The organism is Selenomonas sp. WCT3 (assembly GCA_900100835.1).
Classification (GTDB): Bacteria; Bacillota; Negativicutes; order Selenomonadales; family Selenomonadaceae; genus Selenomonas_A; species Selenomonas_A ruminantium_E.
In genome coordinates, this window is record FNCM01000001.1 from 24636 (window position 1) to 43502 (window position 18867).

General features: G+C 48.4%; 21 protein-coding genes and 1 pseudogene. 1 reads left to right on the forward strand and 21 read right to left on the reverse strand.

From position 1 onward, the window contains the following. Positions 1 to 18 precede the first annotated feature (18 nt). The 17 genes from BLQ36_RS00140 to BLQ36_RS00220 form a co-directional block, all read right to left on the reverse strand. Positions 19 to 1422, reverse strand: a complete 1404-nt coding sequence (locus tag BLQ36_RS00140) for an FAD-binding oxidoreductase (protein ID WP_074513446.1) — start codon at positions 1420 to 1422, stop codon at positions 19 to 21. After that, positions 1419 to 2612 (reverse strand): electron transfer flavoprotein subunit alpha/FixB family protein, encoded by a 1194-nt coding sequence (locus BLQ36_RS00145; protein ID WP_074513447.1) that lies wholly within the window; start codon positions 2610 to 2612, stop codon positions 1419 to 1421. Before BLQ36_RS00145 ends, BLQ36_RS00140 begins: the two co-directional genes overlap by 4 nt. A 10-nt stretch (positions 2613 to 2622) precedes the next feature. Next, positions 2623 to 3414: an electron transfer flavoprotein subunit beta/FixA family protein gene (locus BLQ36_RS00150; RefSeq protein ID WP_074513448.1), complete on the reverse strand. Its 792-nt coding sequence runs from the start codon at positions 3412 to 3414 to the stop codon at positions 2623 to 2625. A gap of 125 nt (positions 3415 to 3539) precedes the next feature. After that, positions 3540 to 4397, reverse strand: coding sequence for a hypothetical protein (locus tag BLQ36_RS00155; protein WP_143558639.1), 858 nt, complete (start codon positions 4395 to 4397; stop codon positions 3540 to 3542). Positions 4398 to 4649: 252 nt separating this feature from the next. Further along, positions 4650 to 4862 (reverse strand): DUF2905 domain-containing protein, encoded by a 213-nt coding sequence (locus tag BLQ36_RS00160; RefSeq protein ID WP_074513450.1) that lies wholly within the window; start codon positions 4860 to 4862, stop codon positions 4650 to 4652. Next, entirely contained in the window at positions 4855 to 5322 is a 468-nt protein-coding gene (locus BLQ36_RS00165; protein WP_074513451.1) for a hypothetical protein, read from the reverse strand. The genes BLQ36_RS00160 and BLQ36_RS00165 overlap by 8 nt, the downstream gene beginning before the upstream one ends. Before the next feature lie 237 nt (positions 5323 to 5559). Then, positions 5560 to 5904 (reverse strand): hypothetical protein, encoded by a 345-nt coding sequence (locus tag BLQ36_RS00170; protein WP_074513452.1) that lies wholly within the window; start codon positions 5902 to 5904, stop codon positions 5560 to 5562. 602 nt (positions 5905 to 6506) lie between these two features. Continuing rightward, a complete protein-coding gene (locus BLQ36_RS00175) occupies positions 6507 to 6941 on the reverse strand; it encodes a hypothetical protein (RefSeq protein ID WP_081342156.1) in 435 nt (144 codons plus the stop codon). Between the two features lie 129 nt (positions 6942 to 7070). Then, on the reverse strand, positions 7071 to 8471 hold the full coding sequence (locus BLQ36_RS00180) for a sodium:solute symporter family protein (RefSeq protein ID WP_074513454.1): 1401 nt from the start codon (positions 8469 to 8471) through the stop codon (positions 7071 to 7073). A 120-nt stretch (positions 8472 to 8591) separates the two neighbouring features. Beyond that, entirely contained in the window at positions 8592 to 9377 is a 786-nt protein-coding gene (locus BLQ36_RS00185) for a putative hydro-lyase (protein WP_074513660.1), read from the reverse strand. Positions 9378 to 9424: 47 nt separating this feature from the next. Further along, positions 9425 to 10780, reverse strand: a complete 1356-nt coding sequence (gene accC / locus BLQ36_RS00190; RefSeq protein ID WP_074513455.1) for an acetyl-CoA carboxylase biotin carboxylase subunit — start codon at positions 10778 to 10780, stop codon at positions 9425 to 9427. A 6-nt stretch (positions 10781 to 10786) separates the two neighbouring features. Next, positions 10787 to 11200: an acetyl-CoA carboxylase biotin carboxyl carrier protein gene (locus tag BLQ36_RS00195; RefSeq protein WP_074513456.1), complete on the reverse strand. Its 414-nt coding sequence runs from the start codon at positions 11198 to 11200 to the stop codon at positions 10787 to 10789. Between the two features lie 11 nt (positions 11201 to 11211). Continuing rightward, positions 11212 to 12210 carry a biotin-dependent carboxyltransferase family protein gene (locus BLQ36_RS00200; RefSeq protein WP_074513457.1) on the reverse strand — a complete coding sequence of 333 codons (999 nt, stop codon included), beginning with the start codon at positions 12208 to 12210 and terminating at the stop codon, positions 11212 to 11214. Then, positions 12207 to 12926, reverse strand: coding sequence for a 5-oxoprolinase subunit PxpB (pxpB, locus tag BLQ36_RS00205; RefSeq protein WP_074513458.1), 720 nt, complete (start codon positions 12924 to 12926; stop codon positions 12207 to 12209). The genes BLQ36_RS00200 and pxpB overlap by 4 nt, the downstream gene beginning before the upstream one ends. Before the next feature lie 60 nt (positions 12927 to 12986). Then, complete coding sequence (locus tag BLQ36_RS00210; RefSeq protein ID WP_318260880.1) at positions 12987 to 14240, reverse strand: NRAMP family divalent metal transporter; 1254 nt, start codon at positions 14238 to 14240, stop codon at positions 12987 to 12989. 24 nt (positions 14241 to 14264) lie between these two features. After that, positions 14265 to 15020, reverse strand: a complete 756-nt coding sequence (locus BLQ36_RS00215) for a LamB/YcsF family protein (RefSeq protein ID WP_074513459.1) — start codon at positions 15018 to 15020, stop codon at positions 14265 to 14267. 320 nt (positions 15021 to 15340) lie between these two features. After that, positions 15341 to 15547, reverse strand: a complete 207-nt coding sequence (locus tag BLQ36_RS00220; protein WP_074513460.1) for a hypothetical protein — start codon at positions 15545 to 15547, stop codon at positions 15341 to 15343. A 113-nt stretch (positions 15548 to 15660) separates the two neighbouring features. Here BLQ36_RS00220 and BLQ36_RS13280 point away from each other — a divergent pair, with 113 nt between their 5' ends. After that, positions 15661 to 16347: an IS30 family transposase gene (locus tag BLQ36_RS13280; protein WP_074513461.1), complete on the forward strand. Its 687-nt coding sequence runs from the start codon at positions 15661 to 15663 to the stop codon at positions 16345 to 16347. Here BLQ36_RS13280 and BLQ36_RS13630 read toward each other — a convergent pair. The 4 genes and pseudogenes from BLQ36_RS13630 to BLQ36_RS13500 all read right to left on the reverse strand — a co-directional run. Next, positions 16329 to 16433: pseudogene (locus tag BLQ36_RS13630) on the reverse strand (hypothetical protein); the annotation flags it as partial. The gene BLQ36_RS13280 and the pseudogene BLQ36_RS13630 sit on opposite strands and share 19 nt — an antisense overlap. A 211-nt stretch (positions 16434 to 16644) precedes the next feature. Further along, a complete protein-coding gene (locus BLQ36_RS00240; protein ID WP_074513462.1) occupies positions 16645 to 17304 on the reverse strand; it encodes a CatA-like O-acetyltransferase, family 3 in 660 nt (219 codons plus the stop codon). A gap of 30 nt (positions 17305 to 17334) precedes the next feature. Then, positions 17335 to 17955, reverse strand: a complete 621-nt coding sequence (locus BLQ36_RS00245; RefSeq protein WP_074513463.1) for a CatA-like O-acetyltransferase, family 2 — start codon at positions 17953 to 17955, stop codon at positions 17335 to 17337. Between the two features lie 6 nt (positions 17956 to 17961). Next, complete coding sequence (locus tag BLQ36_RS13500) at positions 17962 to 18864, reverse strand: GNAT family N-acetyltransferase (RefSeq protein WP_081342157.1); 903 nt, start codon at positions 18862 to 18864, stop codon at positions 17962 to 17964. Positions 18865 to 18867: the final 3 nt, after the last annotated feature.

Consider the following 18867-nt stretch of genomic DNA (forward strand, 5'->3'; position numbering starts at 1 on the left):
GATAAAGTATGTCCTATCTCACATCTGGCATACCTTATGTGGATTGAGAATATTATTCGGATCAAAGACCTGCTTGATGCCCCGCATCAGCACCAGGCTCGCTTCCGGCAGGGATTCCTTCAGATAGGGGCGCTTTACCAGGCCGATGCCATGCTCTCCCGATACCTGTCCCTGCAGCTCCCGCGCCTTGGCATACATGCGCTTCATCGCCAGCCGCATGAGCTCCCGCCACTTTTCATCGGACAGGTCATCCCGCAGGATATAGACATGGAGATTGCCATCTCCCGCATGGCCGAAGGACTTGATGCGTATGCCGATGTCTTGACGCAGCTGATGGACAAATTCCACAAAGTCGTTGACCCGGCTGCGGGGCACTACCACATCCACTTCATCCATCATGCTGGTCGATGCCTTGATGGCTTCCAGGAAGGCACCGCGCGTTTTCCAGACCGGCGCACTGCGTTCCTCGGTATCGGCGATAAGGATGTCGATGGCTCCCTGATCCAGGCAGATCTGCGCCGTATCATCGTAATACGAAGCAATCTCCTCCATCGTATTGCCATCGAATTTCAGCAGCAGGTAGGCATCGGCCTGATTGTCGGGGAATTTCCGCCCGAGGAATTCCTCCGCATCCAGGATCACCTCCCGCTCCATGAATTCGATGGCGGTAGGCACCGCCTTGGACTTGATGATCAATGGCACCGTGCCGATGGCCTGCTCCAGCGTAGGGAAAGGCACGAGCAGGCTCACATTCTTTTTGGGCAAGGGCAGGAGCTTCAATATGGCCTTGGTCACGAAGGCCAAGGTGCCCTCCGAGCCAACGATCATGTCCTTCAGATCGTAGCCCGAACTGTTTTTCACCACCTTGCCCCCCAGCTGGAGAACCGTGCCATCGGCCAACACTACCTCCAAACCGCGCACATAGTCGCGGGTCACCCCGTACTTCACCGCCGTCATGCCGCCAGCATTGGTGCTGATATTGCCACCGATGGTCGCAGATTTCTCTCCCGGATCAGGAGGATAGTAGAAGCCCCGCTCCTCAACATAACTGCGCAGTTCCATCAGCAGCATACCCGGCTCCACCGTCAAGGTCAGGTTCTCCTCATCGAGCTCCAGCACATGATTCATCAGGGTGGTGTCAATCATGAGACCACGTTCCACCGCCACAGCGGCTCCCACGAGCCCCGTACCTGCTCCGCGCGGCGTGACCGCGATATGATGTTCATTGGCATAGGCCATGAGCTTTGATACTTCCTCCGTCGAGGTCACCCGTGCCACCAGCGAGGGATAGACACGCTCGCTGGCCAGCTCATCATGGCTGTACTCCTCATTGATTTCGTCCCCGAAGAGCAACCGCTCCCGGTCCACAAAACCAGCCAGCACTGCCAGGTCTTCTTCGGTCACCTGTTTATACTCCGTCATGCCCGCTCCCTCCCCTGCTGGATATCGGCAATGAGCCGTGGCACGATCTCATATAGATCTCCCACCACTGCATAATTTGCCACCTTGAAAATCGGCGCTTTGGGATCGCTATTGATGGCAACGATCTCCTCGGCGTGGTCCATCCCCGCCACGAACTGGATTGCTCCAGAAACCCCGCAGGTGATGATGAGCTTCGGCCGCACTGTGCGCCCGGACAGGCCAATCTGCCGCCGAGGGTCCAACCAGCCATTCTCGATCAGCGGCCGCGTGCAGGCAAAGTCGCCCCCCAATGCCTCTGCCAGATCATAAACCAAGGACAAGTCCTCTTTCTTCTTGATGCCACGGCCTGCCACCACAAGCACATCGGCCTGCTCGATGCTCTTTTCCTTGGGCTTTTTCGTAATGCCCAGCACGGCAATCCGGGATACCAGCGCAGCATCGTCCACCGCCAAGGTTTCGATGCGCCCGCGGGCCGCCTCACTGCGCTGCGGCGCATCCATGATCTTGTAGCGGACGGTAGCCATCTGCGGGCGGTTGTTGGGCGTGAGGATCTCCGCCATGATATTGCCGCCAAAGGCTGGACGGATCTGCACCAGGTCGGTGTTCTCGCGGATATCCAGCACGGTGCAGTCAGCAGTCAGTCCCGTGTGGAAGCGTGCGGCCACCCGCGGAGCCAGCTGCCGTCCTACCGGTGTCGCTCCGACCAGGATAGCGGCAGGCTTCACCTGCCGGATGAACTGCGCAAAGACATTGGCATAGGGTTCCATATTGAATTTCGCCAGAGCAGGCTTGTCACAGACAAATATCCGATCCGCACCATAATGGCGCAGTTCCTCGGCCGCTGCACCGATATTCTCCCCCATGAACAAGGCCAGCAATTCCTGCTGGATCTTATCGGCCAGCTCCCGTGCCTTGCCCAAAAGCTCATAGGACACCGGATGCACCCGGCCATCAACGTGATCGATATAGACAGCCACCCCCTGCCATTTGCTCTTATCGATCTGGGCCTGCTGTTCTTCCTCCACGAATTCAACAGCACCGCCGCCCTTTTTCACACAAAGCTTGCACAAACGGCAGGCAGCTGTGATCTCCACACTGCCACCTTGCTCCTGCATGGCACCGAAGGGACAGATAGCCACTAAGGCCTTGATATCCTGGATCTTATCGGGATGGATGACTAATTTTCCCATAGCGCGCCTCCTAGACGATGAACTTCTGCTGCTTCAAAAGCTGATGCAGGCGATCTGCCAGCTCCTGGCCGGTTCCCTGCCAGGTTTCCTGTGCCTTATGCACCTCAGGCGGGAAGATCCGCTGCACTTGTGTCGGCGAGCCATCCAACCCATAGTGGTGTTCATCCGTATCCGCCATATCCGTCAGCGTATACATCTCAATCGTCCGCTCACAGGTTTCCTTTGCTTTTTTATACGAAGGCAGGCGAGGCTCGTAAATATCTTTTTGTACCGTCAGCAGACAGGGAAAAGCAACCTGCAAGGCTTCCATATCCTCAGACATTTCCATCTCCACACAGATGGTTTGCCCCTGGACTTCCTGTATCTGCCGCACATTGCAGACACAGGGGATGTCCAGCTGCTCCGATAGCTCAGGGCCCACCTGAGCAGTATCTCCATCCGTAGTCTGCAAGCCGCAGAGAATCAGATCGAAATCGCCAAACCGCTTGATGCCCTGGGACAGGGTATAGCTGGTAGCCAGCACATCTGCACCGCCGAACTTGCGGTCTGTGATGAGGCAGCCACGGTCAGCCCCCATCGCAAAGGCTTCGTAGAGTATCGCCTTCGCTTGCGGCGGTCCCATGGTGAGTACACTGACTGAGCCGCCATACTGCTCTCGCAGCCGCAGCCCCGTTTCCAGCGCATACAGGTCATAAGGATTCAGCTTGGCATCGGCACTGTTGCGTTTCAACACGCCTGTCACCGGATCTACCTCCACCTTGTTCGACCCCGGAACTTGTTTGATACAAACCAAGATATTCATCAAAATTCCCCCTCCTCCGGCGAATGCTTTCTGATTAATTCTCGATTTGTCTTGATTTCTCCTGCATTTACCCCTGATTTTATCTTCCTGCACGCCCAAAATCCTTGTTTCCGAGCACTTGCCTGTCAAACCCCCCAGCAATCTGCCAGGACAAACCGCTGCTTACAGACCGGGCATGTCACAGTAGAGAGCATATGATAATACCGATTTGCTTCTTCCCTATACCCAGCATACTCTAACATCGTTCCCAACACTACAAACAATACCCTCGCTTCTGCCTTGCTTATTTCTGCAAACTGCTTTATTGCCGGCAAGCCATTATCCCCCAGCCTGCAATTGATCAATGCCAGCAAATCCTGCCTGCCGGCCCCTTTTTTCCATGCATGGATTGTCCTCAGCCTATTGCCACCCACCTCCCTATTGTCCCGCTTAGCACCAGCACAATGACTGCCCACAGCATCAATATGCACCACGATATCATGTGCCTGGGGACAGCAATACTCTAATTCTATTTCACTATCATACGGAAACAGATTCCCATAAAGTATGGACGCTCCCCATTGTGGCTGATAAAACGTCATGATGGCAGCCACCAGATAATATACATCGTTCAGCGCAAAGGCGTTGGCCCCATAGTATTCCAGCACACTTTCCCTATGCTTCACCACAGACTCCTCGAGTAAGCGTACCAACTCTTCGGGGACGATATCCTCAATCTCATAACTGTACGCATAAATCATAGCCGCCTCTATGAATATATGCAGTTTATCTTCTTCAGCCACGTCTTCACTCAGGCGAAGCAGGAACGGTATCACCCAAAAGGCCAGTTCCTTGCATGCTCCCTCTTGACAGGCGGCATCACTCAATGCTAGCAACGCATCCAAATCAAATGCATCTTCCAGCTTCGTGACCAGCTCAACAATATCCGCATGGCACGAATAGGCATCCAAAAGTTCCAATAGTTCTAAATCTCTGCTTGTCATCGTCTCATCCGTTACCTCCCCTTCTTCTATCTCATACACTTTACAAAAAATCCCCTTCAGCGGGTATAAACACCACTCCCCTATCTAGCTCTGTTCAGTCTACGCCCCCAGTATTAAATCAGGATAAAATATGCAGAAAAGCATCTCCTCATAAAATCGAGCCTCCTTGCCCCCCCTCTTACTTCTCCAACTTCATCGATAAAAAAAAATTTCGCTAGCAGCTTTTACAAGCCCACTAACGAAATCTCTTTTTTATCGATGAAACAAATTCGCTATCACACTCAGCACAATGCTGATGATAATGCAAGTCACCACAGGAAAATAGAAAGAACCATGTTCGCCCGTGATACTGATATCACCGGGCAGTTTTCCCAGCGGCAGAAACTTGCCGCCAAAGTGCAGGATTCCACCGACAATAATCAGCAATATCCCCATGCCGATAAGCATTTTCCCCATATCACTCATTTAACCGACCTCTTTTCTGCCGCAGCTTTTCATCATGGCGCTCCCAAAAATTCGTATCCGTTTCCAGTGCCTTAGCAAATACATCCCTTTGCAACATCTGCTGTATTTTCTGCGTGGCATCATCACAAAAACGCAGATAGCTGAACGCCAGGAAATCTTCTTTCGCATAAACGATGCTGGCATCATCCGCCGTATCAAAGGGCATACCTTCAACCATTTCCTGATAAGGTTCCTCCATAGATTCCCCATCATGGGGAAAGAACGGACTCATCGTCACAAAGATGTCTTCATAATCCTCGCAATTCAGCCATTCGGCCTGAATATCATAGCAGACATCGCAAATGCGAATCTGCCCATAATACTCCCCACCCGGCAAAATATCCTGCCAAGCGTCCCGCAACCGTGCCTGCAAATCAGCAAAATCCGTAGCTGAAAAATGCTGCCAATCCAATTCGTACATATGCCATCACCATCAATTTCTAAAACTAAACGCCATGGTTCAAATTTCACCAGAGGTAAAACTTCAGTTTGACGTTCCCCAAACCGAAAAAATATTGGCTCACCACCTATTATATATTAACACCTCAAGCTATGGAAAATCTTTATTCCCCTCTTGAGCTAATCATTTTTTCAGAACACAAAAAACTTCCCCTGTAAGCAGCTCAACTGCACAGGGAAAGGAAACGTTCATATCTCATCAATAGAATTTGCCGCCATGTGCCAGCCAGCTCATAGCCTCAGTCTCAGACAGGTTCACGCCCTCAATCTGAACGATGATGCGGCTGGAACCGTTATGCATATCTTTGATCCGCAAACGGCCAGTCTGCGTCAGGTATCCATTAACCGCTTCGATGACATCATGGTCTTCCAGCGGATAGTCGACAGGGTATTCCAAAACCGTTGCCACCGAATAGCCTTCAGCGGTAAAGATAGCAACTTTCTGTCCATCATCCGTATTGACCAGACCATTGATGCTGCCGCCAGTCATATGCGCCATGCACAGCCCCGACAGAGCCATCATCATAACTGCTACCAAAACCAAGATACGTTTTTTTCATAATGATTCCCTCCTCTTGCTCCCTACACTTTCACTGATTTTCTTCTCTTTTATGACTTTATCGGCATAAATATTCATACTCTTAAATATTATTTCAATATCGATATGCCTATGCAGCATTGAAAAACTTATTGCTGAGAATCATGTTCGGCAGCTTGCTATCTCAAGCTTCTGTTCTTTATATCCCTGTACTTCAGAAAGTGTTACTCTCCTCAAGAAAAAAAGCCTGTGTTCCTATCGTTTCTGATAGGAACACAGGCTTTTCAGCAATGAACCAGCGGCGCAGCTATACGCCCATACCGCTGAGCAGCTTTCCGCTATCGTTTATTCCACCATCTTCTCTTTCCGCATCAGCAGGCAGACGCTTTCGACGTGCCCCGATAGAGTAGTATGGATATACCTTGTCAATTCAAACAAGCTTGTCAATCATGGTCGTTCCCCCATACCGCTAACTATATCCCCCCATGAAAAACGTATGACCTAGCCTCTACACACAAAGAAAGGCACCAGACTGTCTGGTGCCACAATGCTCCTATGGAACGGTTTTTCTTGACTCCCCATTATAATTTCTTCTTTTCGTATCTTTATTATGCTTCGACTTCCATCTTCAGTCCAGATTTGAACTCCACCACTATCATCTCATCGTAAATGGTAACTTTTTCGATAAGCCTGCGCACCAGTCTGTCGGAGTATTCTGTAATCATCTCAGTCTGCTCCTTAAAAAAATTTGCTAAGTCTTCAATACGTTCATCCACATTCTTCTGTTTTGCCGCTTCTGTCAAGATAGCCTGACGTTTGTCACGAAGTGCAACTATTTCTTCACCTATTAGCTCAATCTTTTTCTGGTCATTTCCTGCCTCAAGCAGTTCAGACTGTTTTTTCCTAGCTGCAACGTCAATTTCTCTCAAGCTAGCCTCTATATCATTCTCAATAACCGAGCGTAGATTTTCCTTTAATTTCGGCAAAATTTTATCCCTACAATACCATGCATCATTCACAGCTGTAACTACCGCAGACTGCAAAGTTTCCTCATGTATAGTTCTTGCTGAACTGCTCCCCGTCAAGAGGACAATAAAAAAATATAAAATTTCTTTGGTCTCTACACATTCTAATGTGTATAATTTTTGCCATTAGAACTATCACCAGCGAATTCATGCGTGAAATTGTGATGCAACGCATCGTCTCATCACCCGCTTACACACTATCCCCAGCAGAACCACTGCCAGACTTACCCCCAAGCCGACAAATATAGGAGACACGGCCGTGTGAATCAGACCAGCTGCTGCAGCGGAGCATATTGATAGTATCATGGAAGCCATTGCCCACTTGGAATCCAAAGCCCTGGGCCTGAATATAGCCAGTGTCAGAGGAATAAATACACCGCATCCTCTAAGGGACATGGACAGGTAATTCCAGAACAGAATCTGTGATCCCTGATTTGCCAACGCAATGGCCATAGCCACAACAATGGCTCCCACCACAGACAGCCTCATAAGCATGAGTTTTCCAGCTTCCGTCCGCACCTTCAACAGAGGTTCCAGCATATCTCTGGCCACCATAGTGCCCACACCCAGGCTAAGACCTGCAATGGACCCTATAACCCCCAGAACAATGCCCCCCAGTGCCATTCCGCCCATCAATGGCGAGGCATATCGCAGCAGATATGCTGGCAGTGCCAGCATGGCTGGAAGTTCAGGATGTGCAGACTGCATGTATATGCCCATCATGGCACAGGGCAGCCCTATAGGTATGGCAACCATTGCTGCCAGAATAAGCCCTACAGCTGCAGTTCGGGGTGTGGCCGCTGAGAAAATTGCCTGAATATATGTCTGAGTGCAGATCATGCCCACCAATACCGAAGCCACATTGGTCAGAATAGAGCCTGTGCTGGTGCCCCATATGCTGAGGAAACCCTCAGGTTTCTCTCCCAGTAGTTCTGGTGAGGCAGCCAGCCCCTGCCAGGCCGAAAATCCCAGCGCAAAAAGCGTCACAAAGAGCACCAGCATCTTCAGGATTCCACCTATAGAGGCCGTCTTCATTCCCCCGAAAAAAGCATACAGAAGCACCAATAGCAATAGCAAGCCCGCCGATATCACGGGTGAAAGTCCCGTCAAGGCAGACAGCAAGCCAATCCCAGGAAGGATGCTGGATACTGCGCTGAACAATATGCCAAAGGAAGTGGCGCAACTGGTAATCCTGCCTGCCCCTTTCCCATAATTGCCAACAATATACTGGGATATTGTCTCCAGCCCCGTATAGCGCAAAGGACGGGCATAGATAAGCCCCATAAACAGCAGGGACAACCCCTCACCTATAGTAAACCATACAGCCGACAGGCCTATAGAACCAGCCAGCTGTGCCGTGCCGATAGTGGCACCGCCTCCCACACAGGTACCGGCAATGCTCCCCGCTATCATGGGAACACCTGCCGAGCGGCCTCCCAGGCTGAAGCCTTCAGATGAATGCACAGACCTGGCCGCATACAAACCGCCACCAAGAACCAGACAAATGGTCATAGCCATTATAGCCATGTGACCAATCGAGAATTCCAATACTATGCGCTTCCTTCCCCAAAAAGCAAACCACCAATATCATCGAAAAGCTGCCCAGCAATCGCTATCAGCTGACGCTATTGCATGGCATCATCTAGTGCTCATTCTAACTATTTCACCTTAAAATTTCAAATTTATATTTTTCGTGTCTGTAATCAGCATATGACCTGGTGCATGGGTAATCACGAAATCAGGCAGGGAATTCATGATGATATTCTGAGGTGTCACGCCGCATGGCCAAAACACAGGTACTTCCCCATCTTTTATAGTTACCATCTCTCCATAATCCGGCTTGGACAAATCCTCTATACCAATAGCTTCCGGGTTACCTATATGTATGGGGGCGCCATGGACTTTTGGCATCTGTCCGGTAATGAGCACAGCCTTAGGGACCAGTTCATAGGGAATGGGGCGCATGGATACCACCATATTGCCGTGGAAGATGCCTGCAGGATGGCAAGGTATATTTGTATTGTACATGGGTACGTTTTTTCCCTCTTCTATCTGCCGTACGGGCACCCCAGCTTCCAACAGGTCACCTTCAAAGGAGAAACTGCAGCCTATAAGGAAGCTGACTAAATCATCTCGCCAAAACTCAACTACATTTTCGTACTCCCCCTTCAATTCACCCTGCTCGTAAATTCTGTACTTGGGAATATCTGTAGCTATGTCCGCCTCCCTGGCTATATACTTGAGGAGCCTTTGCCCCGTATCGCTGACTTCCAGCAAGGGGCAAGGCCTGGGGTTTCTTTGAGCAAAAAGCAGGAAATCATAGGCAATATCCTTGGGCAGAGTCACCAGATTCGCCTGTGCATATCCCTTGCACATGCCGGAGGTCTGGCCAGTAATCCTGCCCGCCCTTATCTGATGCCTGACTTCTGATGGTTTTGCATTCATCATATCCATATTTATCATCCCTTCGTTATCGCTTCAAGAAGCACCTCATGTTTCCATCATGCTTTGAGAATTTCCTCCAGATGGTTTTCCAGGTAGCTGGTATCTATTTTCCCCTGCCTGAAAGCCTCAGTAGATAGTACCTTTTCATGCAGTCCTATCGTGGTCTGCACCCCCTCAATCTTAAAATCTTCCAATGCCATAAGCATTCTCTTTATAGCTTCTTCTCTGCTGGCCCCCCAAGCAATAACCTTGGCAATCATGGAATCATAAAAAGGCGTAATGTTGCAGTTTTCAAATACAGCGCTGTCAATACGCACATTTTCCAGCTTGGGTGGCCTATATATATTGATTTGTCCTGGACAGGGAATAAAGCCATGGCGATAGTCCTCTGCGTTGATCCTGCATTCTATAGCCCATCCCTTAACCCTTATATCCTGCTGCCTCCAAGGCAGATGGCTCCCTCCTGCCACCAGCAGTTGTGCTTTGACCAGGTCTGTATCCGTAACCGCCTCAGTAACAGGATGCTCCACCTGTATACGGGTATTCATCTCCATAAAATAGAAATTCTTTTCCCGATCAACTATGAATTCCACTGTACCTGCCCCAGCATAGTTTACGGCTTTGGCTGCCAGTACTGCCGCTTTTCCCATCTGTTGCCGCAAATTCTCATCCACCACAGGAGAAGGTGACTCCTCCAACAATTTCTGGTGCCGCCTTTGGGTGCTGCAATCTCTTTCTCCTAAATGTACCACCTCACCATATTGGTCAGCCATAATCTGTATTTCAACATGCCGGGCGCTTGTCAGATATTTTTCCAGATAAACGCCTGAATTGCCAAAGGAACGCTCTGCTTCCTGCATAGCCTGACGGATTTCACGTTCCAAATCCTCAGGTCTGTCAACCACCCGCATGCCCTTGCCGCCACCTCCTGCCGAGGCCTTGATCAGCACAGGATAACCGATTGCCTGCGCCGCTTCTGACGCCTGCCCGATATCTTCAATTACGTCTTCCGTCCCCGGTATGATGAGCACTCCAGCCTTTTTCATAGTCTGCCTGGCCACGGCCTTGTCCCCCATATCCCTGATGGCCTCAGGGCTTGGCCCTACAAAAATCAGTCCCTCATTCAGACAGGCCTCGGCAAATTCCGCATTTTCAGCCAAAAAGCCATAGCCTGGATAGATTGCATCAGCTTCTGCAGCCTTTGCTGTCGCTATAATGCTGGCAATATCCAGATAAGATTTCTTAGCTTGTGCACTGCCTATGCAATAGCTTTCATCAGCCAGCTGCGCGGCCAAACTATCCAAATCAATATCAGAGCAAACTACAACGGAAATTATACCCAGCTCACGGCAAGCCCTGATTGCTCGGCAGGCAATCTCCCCCCGATTCGCTATCAACAGCTTTTTAATCATTATGCCTCACACCTTAACCCTGAAAAGTGACTGTCCATACTCCACAAAATCTCCATTTTTGACCAATATCTCTGCAATTTCCCCGCCACAATCTGCCGTAACCTCCGTAAAGAGTTTCATGGCTTCAAGAACGCAAACCACCGTGTCGGGATTTACTGCACTGCCAACTTCCACAAATGGCTCAGCTTCCGGGTCTGCAGCTGCATAGAAAGTTCCCACCATGGGCGCTTTTATTTCTACCATAGCCCCGCTGCGAATTTCCTGCTTCCATCTCTGAGCAGGCGGCGCAGCCACCATTGCCTTGCCGTCGCTTCCTTTTTCGATGGTCAGACTGCAATCGCCATTTTTGATTTCCAATCTTTGCAAACTGGAAGCATCCAAAGTCTTCATCAAATCTTTTATTTCCTCAATGCTGATCATTGCCATTCCCCCTACGCCTTATGCTTCAATGTGATTTTCAGACTGCTCAGATAGCGCTCCATCTCCAGCAATTGCTCTTCTGCTTCCTTCAAAGGCACTTCCCTGAAGGAAATCTTCGCACCTGGCCGCATCTGCGCCAATCTGGGCAAATCTGCCCCTATGACTTGGGCAATCTTGGGATAGCCAGCTATGCTTTGATGATCAGCCATCAGAATTATAGGATTTCCATCGGCAGGCACCTGCACGGTACCTAAAACAGCAATCTCGCTGATCATCTCCAGTGGCTCCTTCAATAGCAGCCTGGGACCTTCCAGGCGATAGCCCATCCTATCTGAGGCATTGGTTATCGTGAATTGTTTCGTCAATAAATCATGCAATGATTCATCACTGAATGCCCCCATCTGCAACCCCTGCAGTATACCTATAGGATGCCTCATTTCTTTCCCGCTTAGATGAGGCAAACTCACATACCAGGAAGCAGCCCGAAAAGATCTGGCACCCTTGCACAGCAAGTTTTTCAATAGATGTCTGGCATAGCTGCCTGCCTGACCGCTGCCAAGAACATCTCCCTTGGCAAGCGCCCTGCCCTTATATCCTCCCACGCTGCCCCGAACATAGGTACTCTTGCTACCCATAACCATTGGTACATCATAGCCTCCTGCCATGGAAAGATATGCGCGGCATCCTTTGAGACAGCCGCCAAACTTCAACACTGAACCAGCAACCACCGCCACCGGCCTGTTCATTTTCACGCCTATGCCGTCAATCATAGGCGAAAGGTCAGCTCCAGTAATAGCAATAAGTGTGTCAGCGGTAAATTCCAGTGTAGGGCCTGCCAGGGTTATCTCCAGTGCTGCCTCATGCTCATCATTGCCTACAAGCATATTAGCAAGCCGCAGGGAAATGATATCCATAGCACCAGAATTGTTTACCCCCTCCTTCTGATAGCCCTGTCTACCAAAATCCTGCAGAGTGCTCATCAGTCCGGGGCTGAGTACTTTGAAACTCATAGCGCCTCCCCCCTGATTTCCCTGTATTCCTCAACACTTATGCTCCTGAATCTTACCAGGTCTCCTGCCTGCAATAAGGACGGGTGCTCTGCTGCAGGATCATACATATCCACGGCACTTCTCCCTATAATCTGCCATCCTCCCGGGGTACTTATCGGATAACCTCCTGTCTGACTGCCCGCAATGCCAATGCTACGTGCAGGTATAGCCAGTCTTGGTGTTTCCCGGCGCGGCGTAGCTATGCGTTCATCCATGCCCCCAAGATAGGGAAAACCTGGACAGAAACCAATCATATAGCACAGGTACTCACCACCAATGTGTATATCAACCACTTCATCCTGACTAAGACCATGGTAACTTGCCACATACTCAAGATCCGGTCCATATTCTTCACCGTAGCAGACAGGAATCTCAACCACACGGCTTGGCTCATCAGGCATACTGTCCATCTGTGGCAGGTACTCCTCCATCAACTCCCCTACAATCTGAAAAGCATTCATCTTGTTTTTTCCTGCTTTTCTTACCACCTCAGGGGCATATAATACGGCCAGCCCTGTATAGGACACCACTGTTTCGATAAAACCAGCAAATGGGTGTTTCTCCACATAGTTGGATAATTTCCTGGCTTGCCTGTTTATTTCAGGGCTTATGTTTTCTCCAAACTTCACATATAGGCAGCCTTCGCTGACCGGCAAAATCTGATAACTGTTTTTCATGTCAGTCTCCCCTAGCTAAAACAGGAGATTCCCTATGCAGGCCCCCCCTAAAATCATGATTCAGGCAAACAGCTTAGGCAGCTGGGTAGTCACAGCCATGATTCCCATATAGGCTGTCATGAGAACTACCACTGCGCCAAATATCGTCATCCAAACAGGGTGCTTGTAATCCCCAACAATTTTCTTGTTGTAGGCAGCAAACAACATGACACCCAAAGCTATGGGCAAAATCAAGCCGTTCAGTGTGCCTACCAGTATCAAGACATTCACCGGTCTGCCGATAAATGAGAATACCAGTGTGGAGAACAAGATGAAGGCAATAACCACATAGCGGTAATTGCTGTCTATGTACGAAGAGAACGAACGCAGGAATGATACAGACGTATATGCTGCACCAATAACAGAAGAAATTGCAGCAGCCCACATGACAATGCCGAAAATCCTGTAACCGGCTTCGCCTACTGCCAGCCTGAAAACCGAAGCAGGAGGATTGGCTGGGTCAAGCTGCATCCCCGCAGCCAGCACACCAAAAGTTGCCAGGAAAAGCACCACGCGCATAACACCGGTAACACATACACCTGTAACCGCACTGCGGGTAATCTGTGGCAAAGCCTCCTTGCCTGTCACTCCGGCATCTACCAGCCTGTGTCCACCGGAAAAGGTTATATAGCCTCCCACGGTGCCACCAACCAAAGTCACAATAGCCATCGTATCAATAGTATCAGGGAAAACAGATTTAATGGCTGCCTCCGCAATAGGCGGAGCCGAACTGATGGCCACATAGACAGTAAGTACAATCATAATAAATCCGGCTGCCAACGTAAACTTGTCCATAATCCTTCCTGCTTCCTTGAGGAGGAAGATGGAAATAGCAATACCTGCACTAACGGCAGCTCCAAGTATGGGATCAATATCAAACATGACATTGAATCCCAGACCTGCTCCAGCCACATTGCCTATATTGAAAGCCAAGCCACCCATGACAATCAACAATGAAACAACATATCCCAGTCCTGGAAACACCATATTGGCCACATCCTGCCCACGTTTCCCGGAAACACCAATCACGCGCCAAACATTTAACTGAGCTCCCACATCAAGAATGATGGATAGCAGAATAACAAAGCCAAAGCTTGCCATCAGCTGCTGGGTAAAAACCGTAGTCTGGGTCAAAAAGCCGGGGCCAATGGAAGAAGTAGCCATCAGGAAAGCTGCTCCCATCAATAATGACCAGTTGAATTTGACTTTCTTTTCCTCGCCAGTTCCTTTCTCCGCAGCCAGGACTTCTTCTGGCACAGTCATCGTATTTTTCATTTTCATGCACCTCCATCAATTCTCTTAAGGACAACTTCCCACCTTGATACCCGCTGTTTCCAAAGCTGCCCGTATTCTTTTGGCAAAGGCCAGGGCTTTTGCACCATCACCATGAACACAGATAGTATCGGCCTTGACAGGGATAAGCTTGCCACTGGCTGTCCTTGCCTGCCCTTCCCCAGCCATAGCCAGTGCCTGGGCTACTGCCTCTTCCTCATCCTCCAGCAAAGCACCTGGCTGACTTCTGGGAGTCAGGCTTCCATCTTCCTGATAGCTTCTGTCTGCAAACACCTCACTGGCAGTTTTTAGTCCCTTGGCCTTTCCAGCCTTGATAAGCTCGCTTCCAGCCAGGCCATATAGTATAAGATTCTTGTCAGCGTCATAAACCGCAGCCGCTATGGCCTCTGACAACACCCTGTCCTTGGCCGCCATATTGTATAAAGCACCGTGCGGTTTGACGTGATGCAGCTTTAGCCCCTGAGCTGAGACAAAAGCCCCCAATGCCCCCACCTGATAAAGCACCATACTGTATGCCTCCTCAGGTGAAACCGCCATTTTTCGTCTACCAAAGCCGACTAAATCCTGAAGTCCCGGATGAGCCCCCACCGCCACCCCATGCTGCCTGGCCAGTGCCACTGTCCTCTGCATGACCAACGGATCACCTGCATGAAAGCCGCAGGCAATATTGGCTGAACTCACCATTTGAAGTATTTCCTCATCGTGCCCCAGAGTATACGCTCCATAGCTTTCCCCCAGATCGCTATTCAAATCTATGACCAATAAAATCCCCTCCTTTCAAAAAAAGCCGACAGGTTGTGCAGAATAAATTCCTGCTCCTATCGGCCCCATTGCCATAATTTGCAGCTATTGAAGATTCATTGCCAGTACCTTTACTGGGCTATGCAAACAAAAAGTGCCTGACAACAGAAATATCCCTTCTGTCATCAAGCACCTTTGCTTGTTTAAATATTATGTGGCTAATTCTATCTTTCATCATCGCTATTGTCAAGCCAATACTGACATTTATACTGTATACACGGATGTACGTAATCACTATTTGTTTTCAATCGGCCTGAACACCTGACTTTATGTACAGATAACTACAAAAATTGGCTTATCAGACAGGATCTCCCTGTAATAAGCCACATCTTCAAGAAGCTGAACACTGCAAGCCCTATGCAGATAAACCGCCAGTAGCGGCGAAACTGAACCAAAATCAAGCCGTTTTTCAGCTCTCTCTGCTGTTCAGCAGTCATTGCATCGTTCATCTGGTCTTGTGCTTCAATTCCACCATGTTGTAATCCCATTTTTTCCTCCGATGGATTTACAATCTAAGTGCAACAGTATATAACTCAAAATAAAATAACGCATAGGCCTCTGGTATAATGGTGTTTGCGATAACCCATTTCCAGGAGGAACTATGCGTCATTACAAACATCTTACACTATATGAGAGAGAAAATCTATTATTTCTTAGGGCCAAGGGCTATTCTATAACTGCTATAGCCGAAAGTATGGGGCGCAACAAGGGAACTATATCCCGTGAGCTTCGTCGGAACTCCGTTGACAGCCAGTATGTTCCAATAGTGGCTCAACAACAGTATCAGACACGTCGTGCGTATTGTAAGCCCCATAACAGGCTGGAATACACCAGTCTCTTGGAGCATATGAAGCACAGACTGCTCGAATGCCAGTGGTCTCCAGAAGAAATCGCCGGACGGCTGAGAGTCGAATATGGCAAGTGCATAATAAGCACCACGACCATCTACCGTGCGATATATAGTGGATGGTTGAACGCGCCCAAAGCCTCCACGGCAAGCGTCATAAAAAAGTTGAGGCACCGTGGCACGCGCAGGAAGAAGCGCTCCATTGAGGAGAAGCGTGGTAAAATCCAGATCAGCCACGATATTACAGAACGCCCGTCAGGAGCCGAAAACCGCTCAGAAATAGGCCACTGGGAAGCGGATACCGTTGTGGGCAAGCAAGGAAAAGCCTGCCTTGTAACACTTATGGAGTCTCTACAAAATCTCGCTCCGAATCCGCTAACAGTATTCGTTTGCCGGGCAATGATTCCGTCTATTATATCAGATAATCCTGCGATCAGATAAAGCATATAGCATACCGGCGAAAACACCGGGCAAAATAGCAGCACTACACTGATCAGTACCCTGAAACCTGTTATTATATTTGACATCACTTAATTCTCTGGAACATGACCGTCTCTTCCTTCATGGAAATCTTTCCGACGCAGAAGCCATATTCCAACAATTCCTTCTTGTATTTGAGAAAAGAATGGTCGATCGGTACCCTGCAATCTCTTCAATCTCAGCATATGTCAGTTTGAAGTTGTCCGTTCCATTATCACGAATCCATTTCCAAAGAGGTTCGTATTTACTCATCTCTGTTCATCCTCTCTTTACCATTGCAAACGCAGCTATCTCTTTTTCTAACAGACGGAATACATTTGCAACCAGATATCCATCCGCTATGGCATGATTCATACGAACCGATACCGGCATCAAAAGTTTCCCGTTCTCTTCACGGTATTTTCCCCAGTTGATGATTGGCAGAAAATAGAGGAAACCGTCCGGCAATTCAATATTCAAGGAATCATAAGATAGCCAGGAAATGTAGGATGCGTCAAACCAGTTCGGATGCTTTTCCATATCAAGACCATACTCTCTTGTCTGTTTCGCCGCCTCGATATCATCAGAAGCATTCTTGTAAAAGGTCTCATAATCCGGATCATAGCTTGTATATACCGGCGTACAGGTCTCTGTATCCTCATGAAAAATATATTGTGCCGGATTGATTACATCGTAGCAGATCAGCTCCTCAGTCTGCCAGAGATACCCCATTTTGTAATCATCCCGGGAATTCAATACCTTGGAAAGGATATATAGGAAATTGACATAGAACTTCGTGCTACTCTCCTTCGAGCACTTAACAAGCTCCGTCACATCAACCCTCGCCGTCATAGACGTCGAGCACTTGCAGTCTTCCGTAAAATGCCGGAACACGCCCTTCCTGTAATATGTCTCTTTATCAATAACTCTGTATGTCATAATCTCGCCTCTTTAAAACCATGTATTGTGTCATCTCAAAGTATTAATCTCTTTTTGAAGATTCTCAAGGAACCTTCCTGCACGGGCTCCGTCCATTTGCGTATGATGGAACTGAAATGATATCATCAGATGATATCGAAACAATTTCCTGCTATATCGTCCCCATATCAGAAAAGGATTGTTAAAACCGCTATACATACCGACAACACCCTCTATTTCTGTATCAACAATAGCTGATGTCCCAATTACCATATTCTCATCTGATAGGTCTCTGTCTGTACAGCTTTTGGCGGTCTCTGCTGTATGTGTCAGATATTCATGATTGAAAGTATCCAGATCATCTGAAAACAAGAGATCGCAGGAATTTACCCCTCCATCTTTATTCTTGACGATCGTATTCAATGCAATGCTATCGTATTGAATCAATTTCTCTCTGACAGGAAGAATATAAAACTCTTCCACGCTACTTGCCGCTTTTCCAATACAATTATCAAGCAGCATATTGAACTTCAGATGTTTTCTTTTGCAAATTCTTATAAGATTTGTCACATCCAGTCTTTTAAAAAGCGTTACCATAGGATTCGGGGCTTGCATCCATAACCTATATGCCATTGCTCTCGTTGTTTCATCAGGTCGTATTTCCTTTGCCATGATTCACTATACCATATCCTTCCCATACCTCATCGGTGTAAACTGAATTCCGTTAACTGTCTGTTCTTTGTCCGTGTCCTCAAATCCCAGCGCATGATAAAACGGCACTCCATAGGGCGAGGAATTAAGGGTGATCGTCTGATCAGGATATTCCTGCCGTACCGCTTTAAACAGCCTTGTGCCTATCCCCTGACGATGACATTTCCCGTCTACAAAAAAGAAGCAGATATGCTTTCTGTCAGACCGGATTCCAACAAGACCCACCAGTCTGTTCCCGTCAAAAGCGCCGTAGTATTCAATTCCTACAAGATATTGTTCGTCATGCAGGCACTTTTTGAATTCCTCTGTGCCCTCTTTTGAATAATCCGGTGACTCATACTCTGAAAACACTCTCCACGCAAGGTCAAGAGCTGATGCTCTTTCTTCAGCAGAAAGTTTCCTAATTGACACCTCACTTTTCATTTTCTCCATATAAACAAATATCAGGTCATCTTTAACGATCCTTTGATCAAACTCTCTATATCCATTGTCCTGATACAACCGGATGTTATCCTTGCTTCTTGTACTTGTAAAAAGCTCATATCGCTTACCCGGAAAATTGCGCTCGATCTCCGTCAGGAGCCTTCTTCCATAACCCTTACGCCTGTGATCCGGATGAACCATCAGTTTCCCGATATATATGGTTCCATCAGCTTCTTTCGCACGAACCGAACCGATAATAGCACCATCATCATCGATCATTTTGAGAATAAGCCCTTTTTCATATTCTTCTGTTACTTCATCTATCGTCTGCGTGAGAGGAGGAATATCTATATTATCAAACAAAGCCGCTTCACTCTGATATGCCAGATACTGCAGTCGAAGAATCTCATCAAGATCCTCCAAATTTGCTTTTTCTATTCTGCACATAAT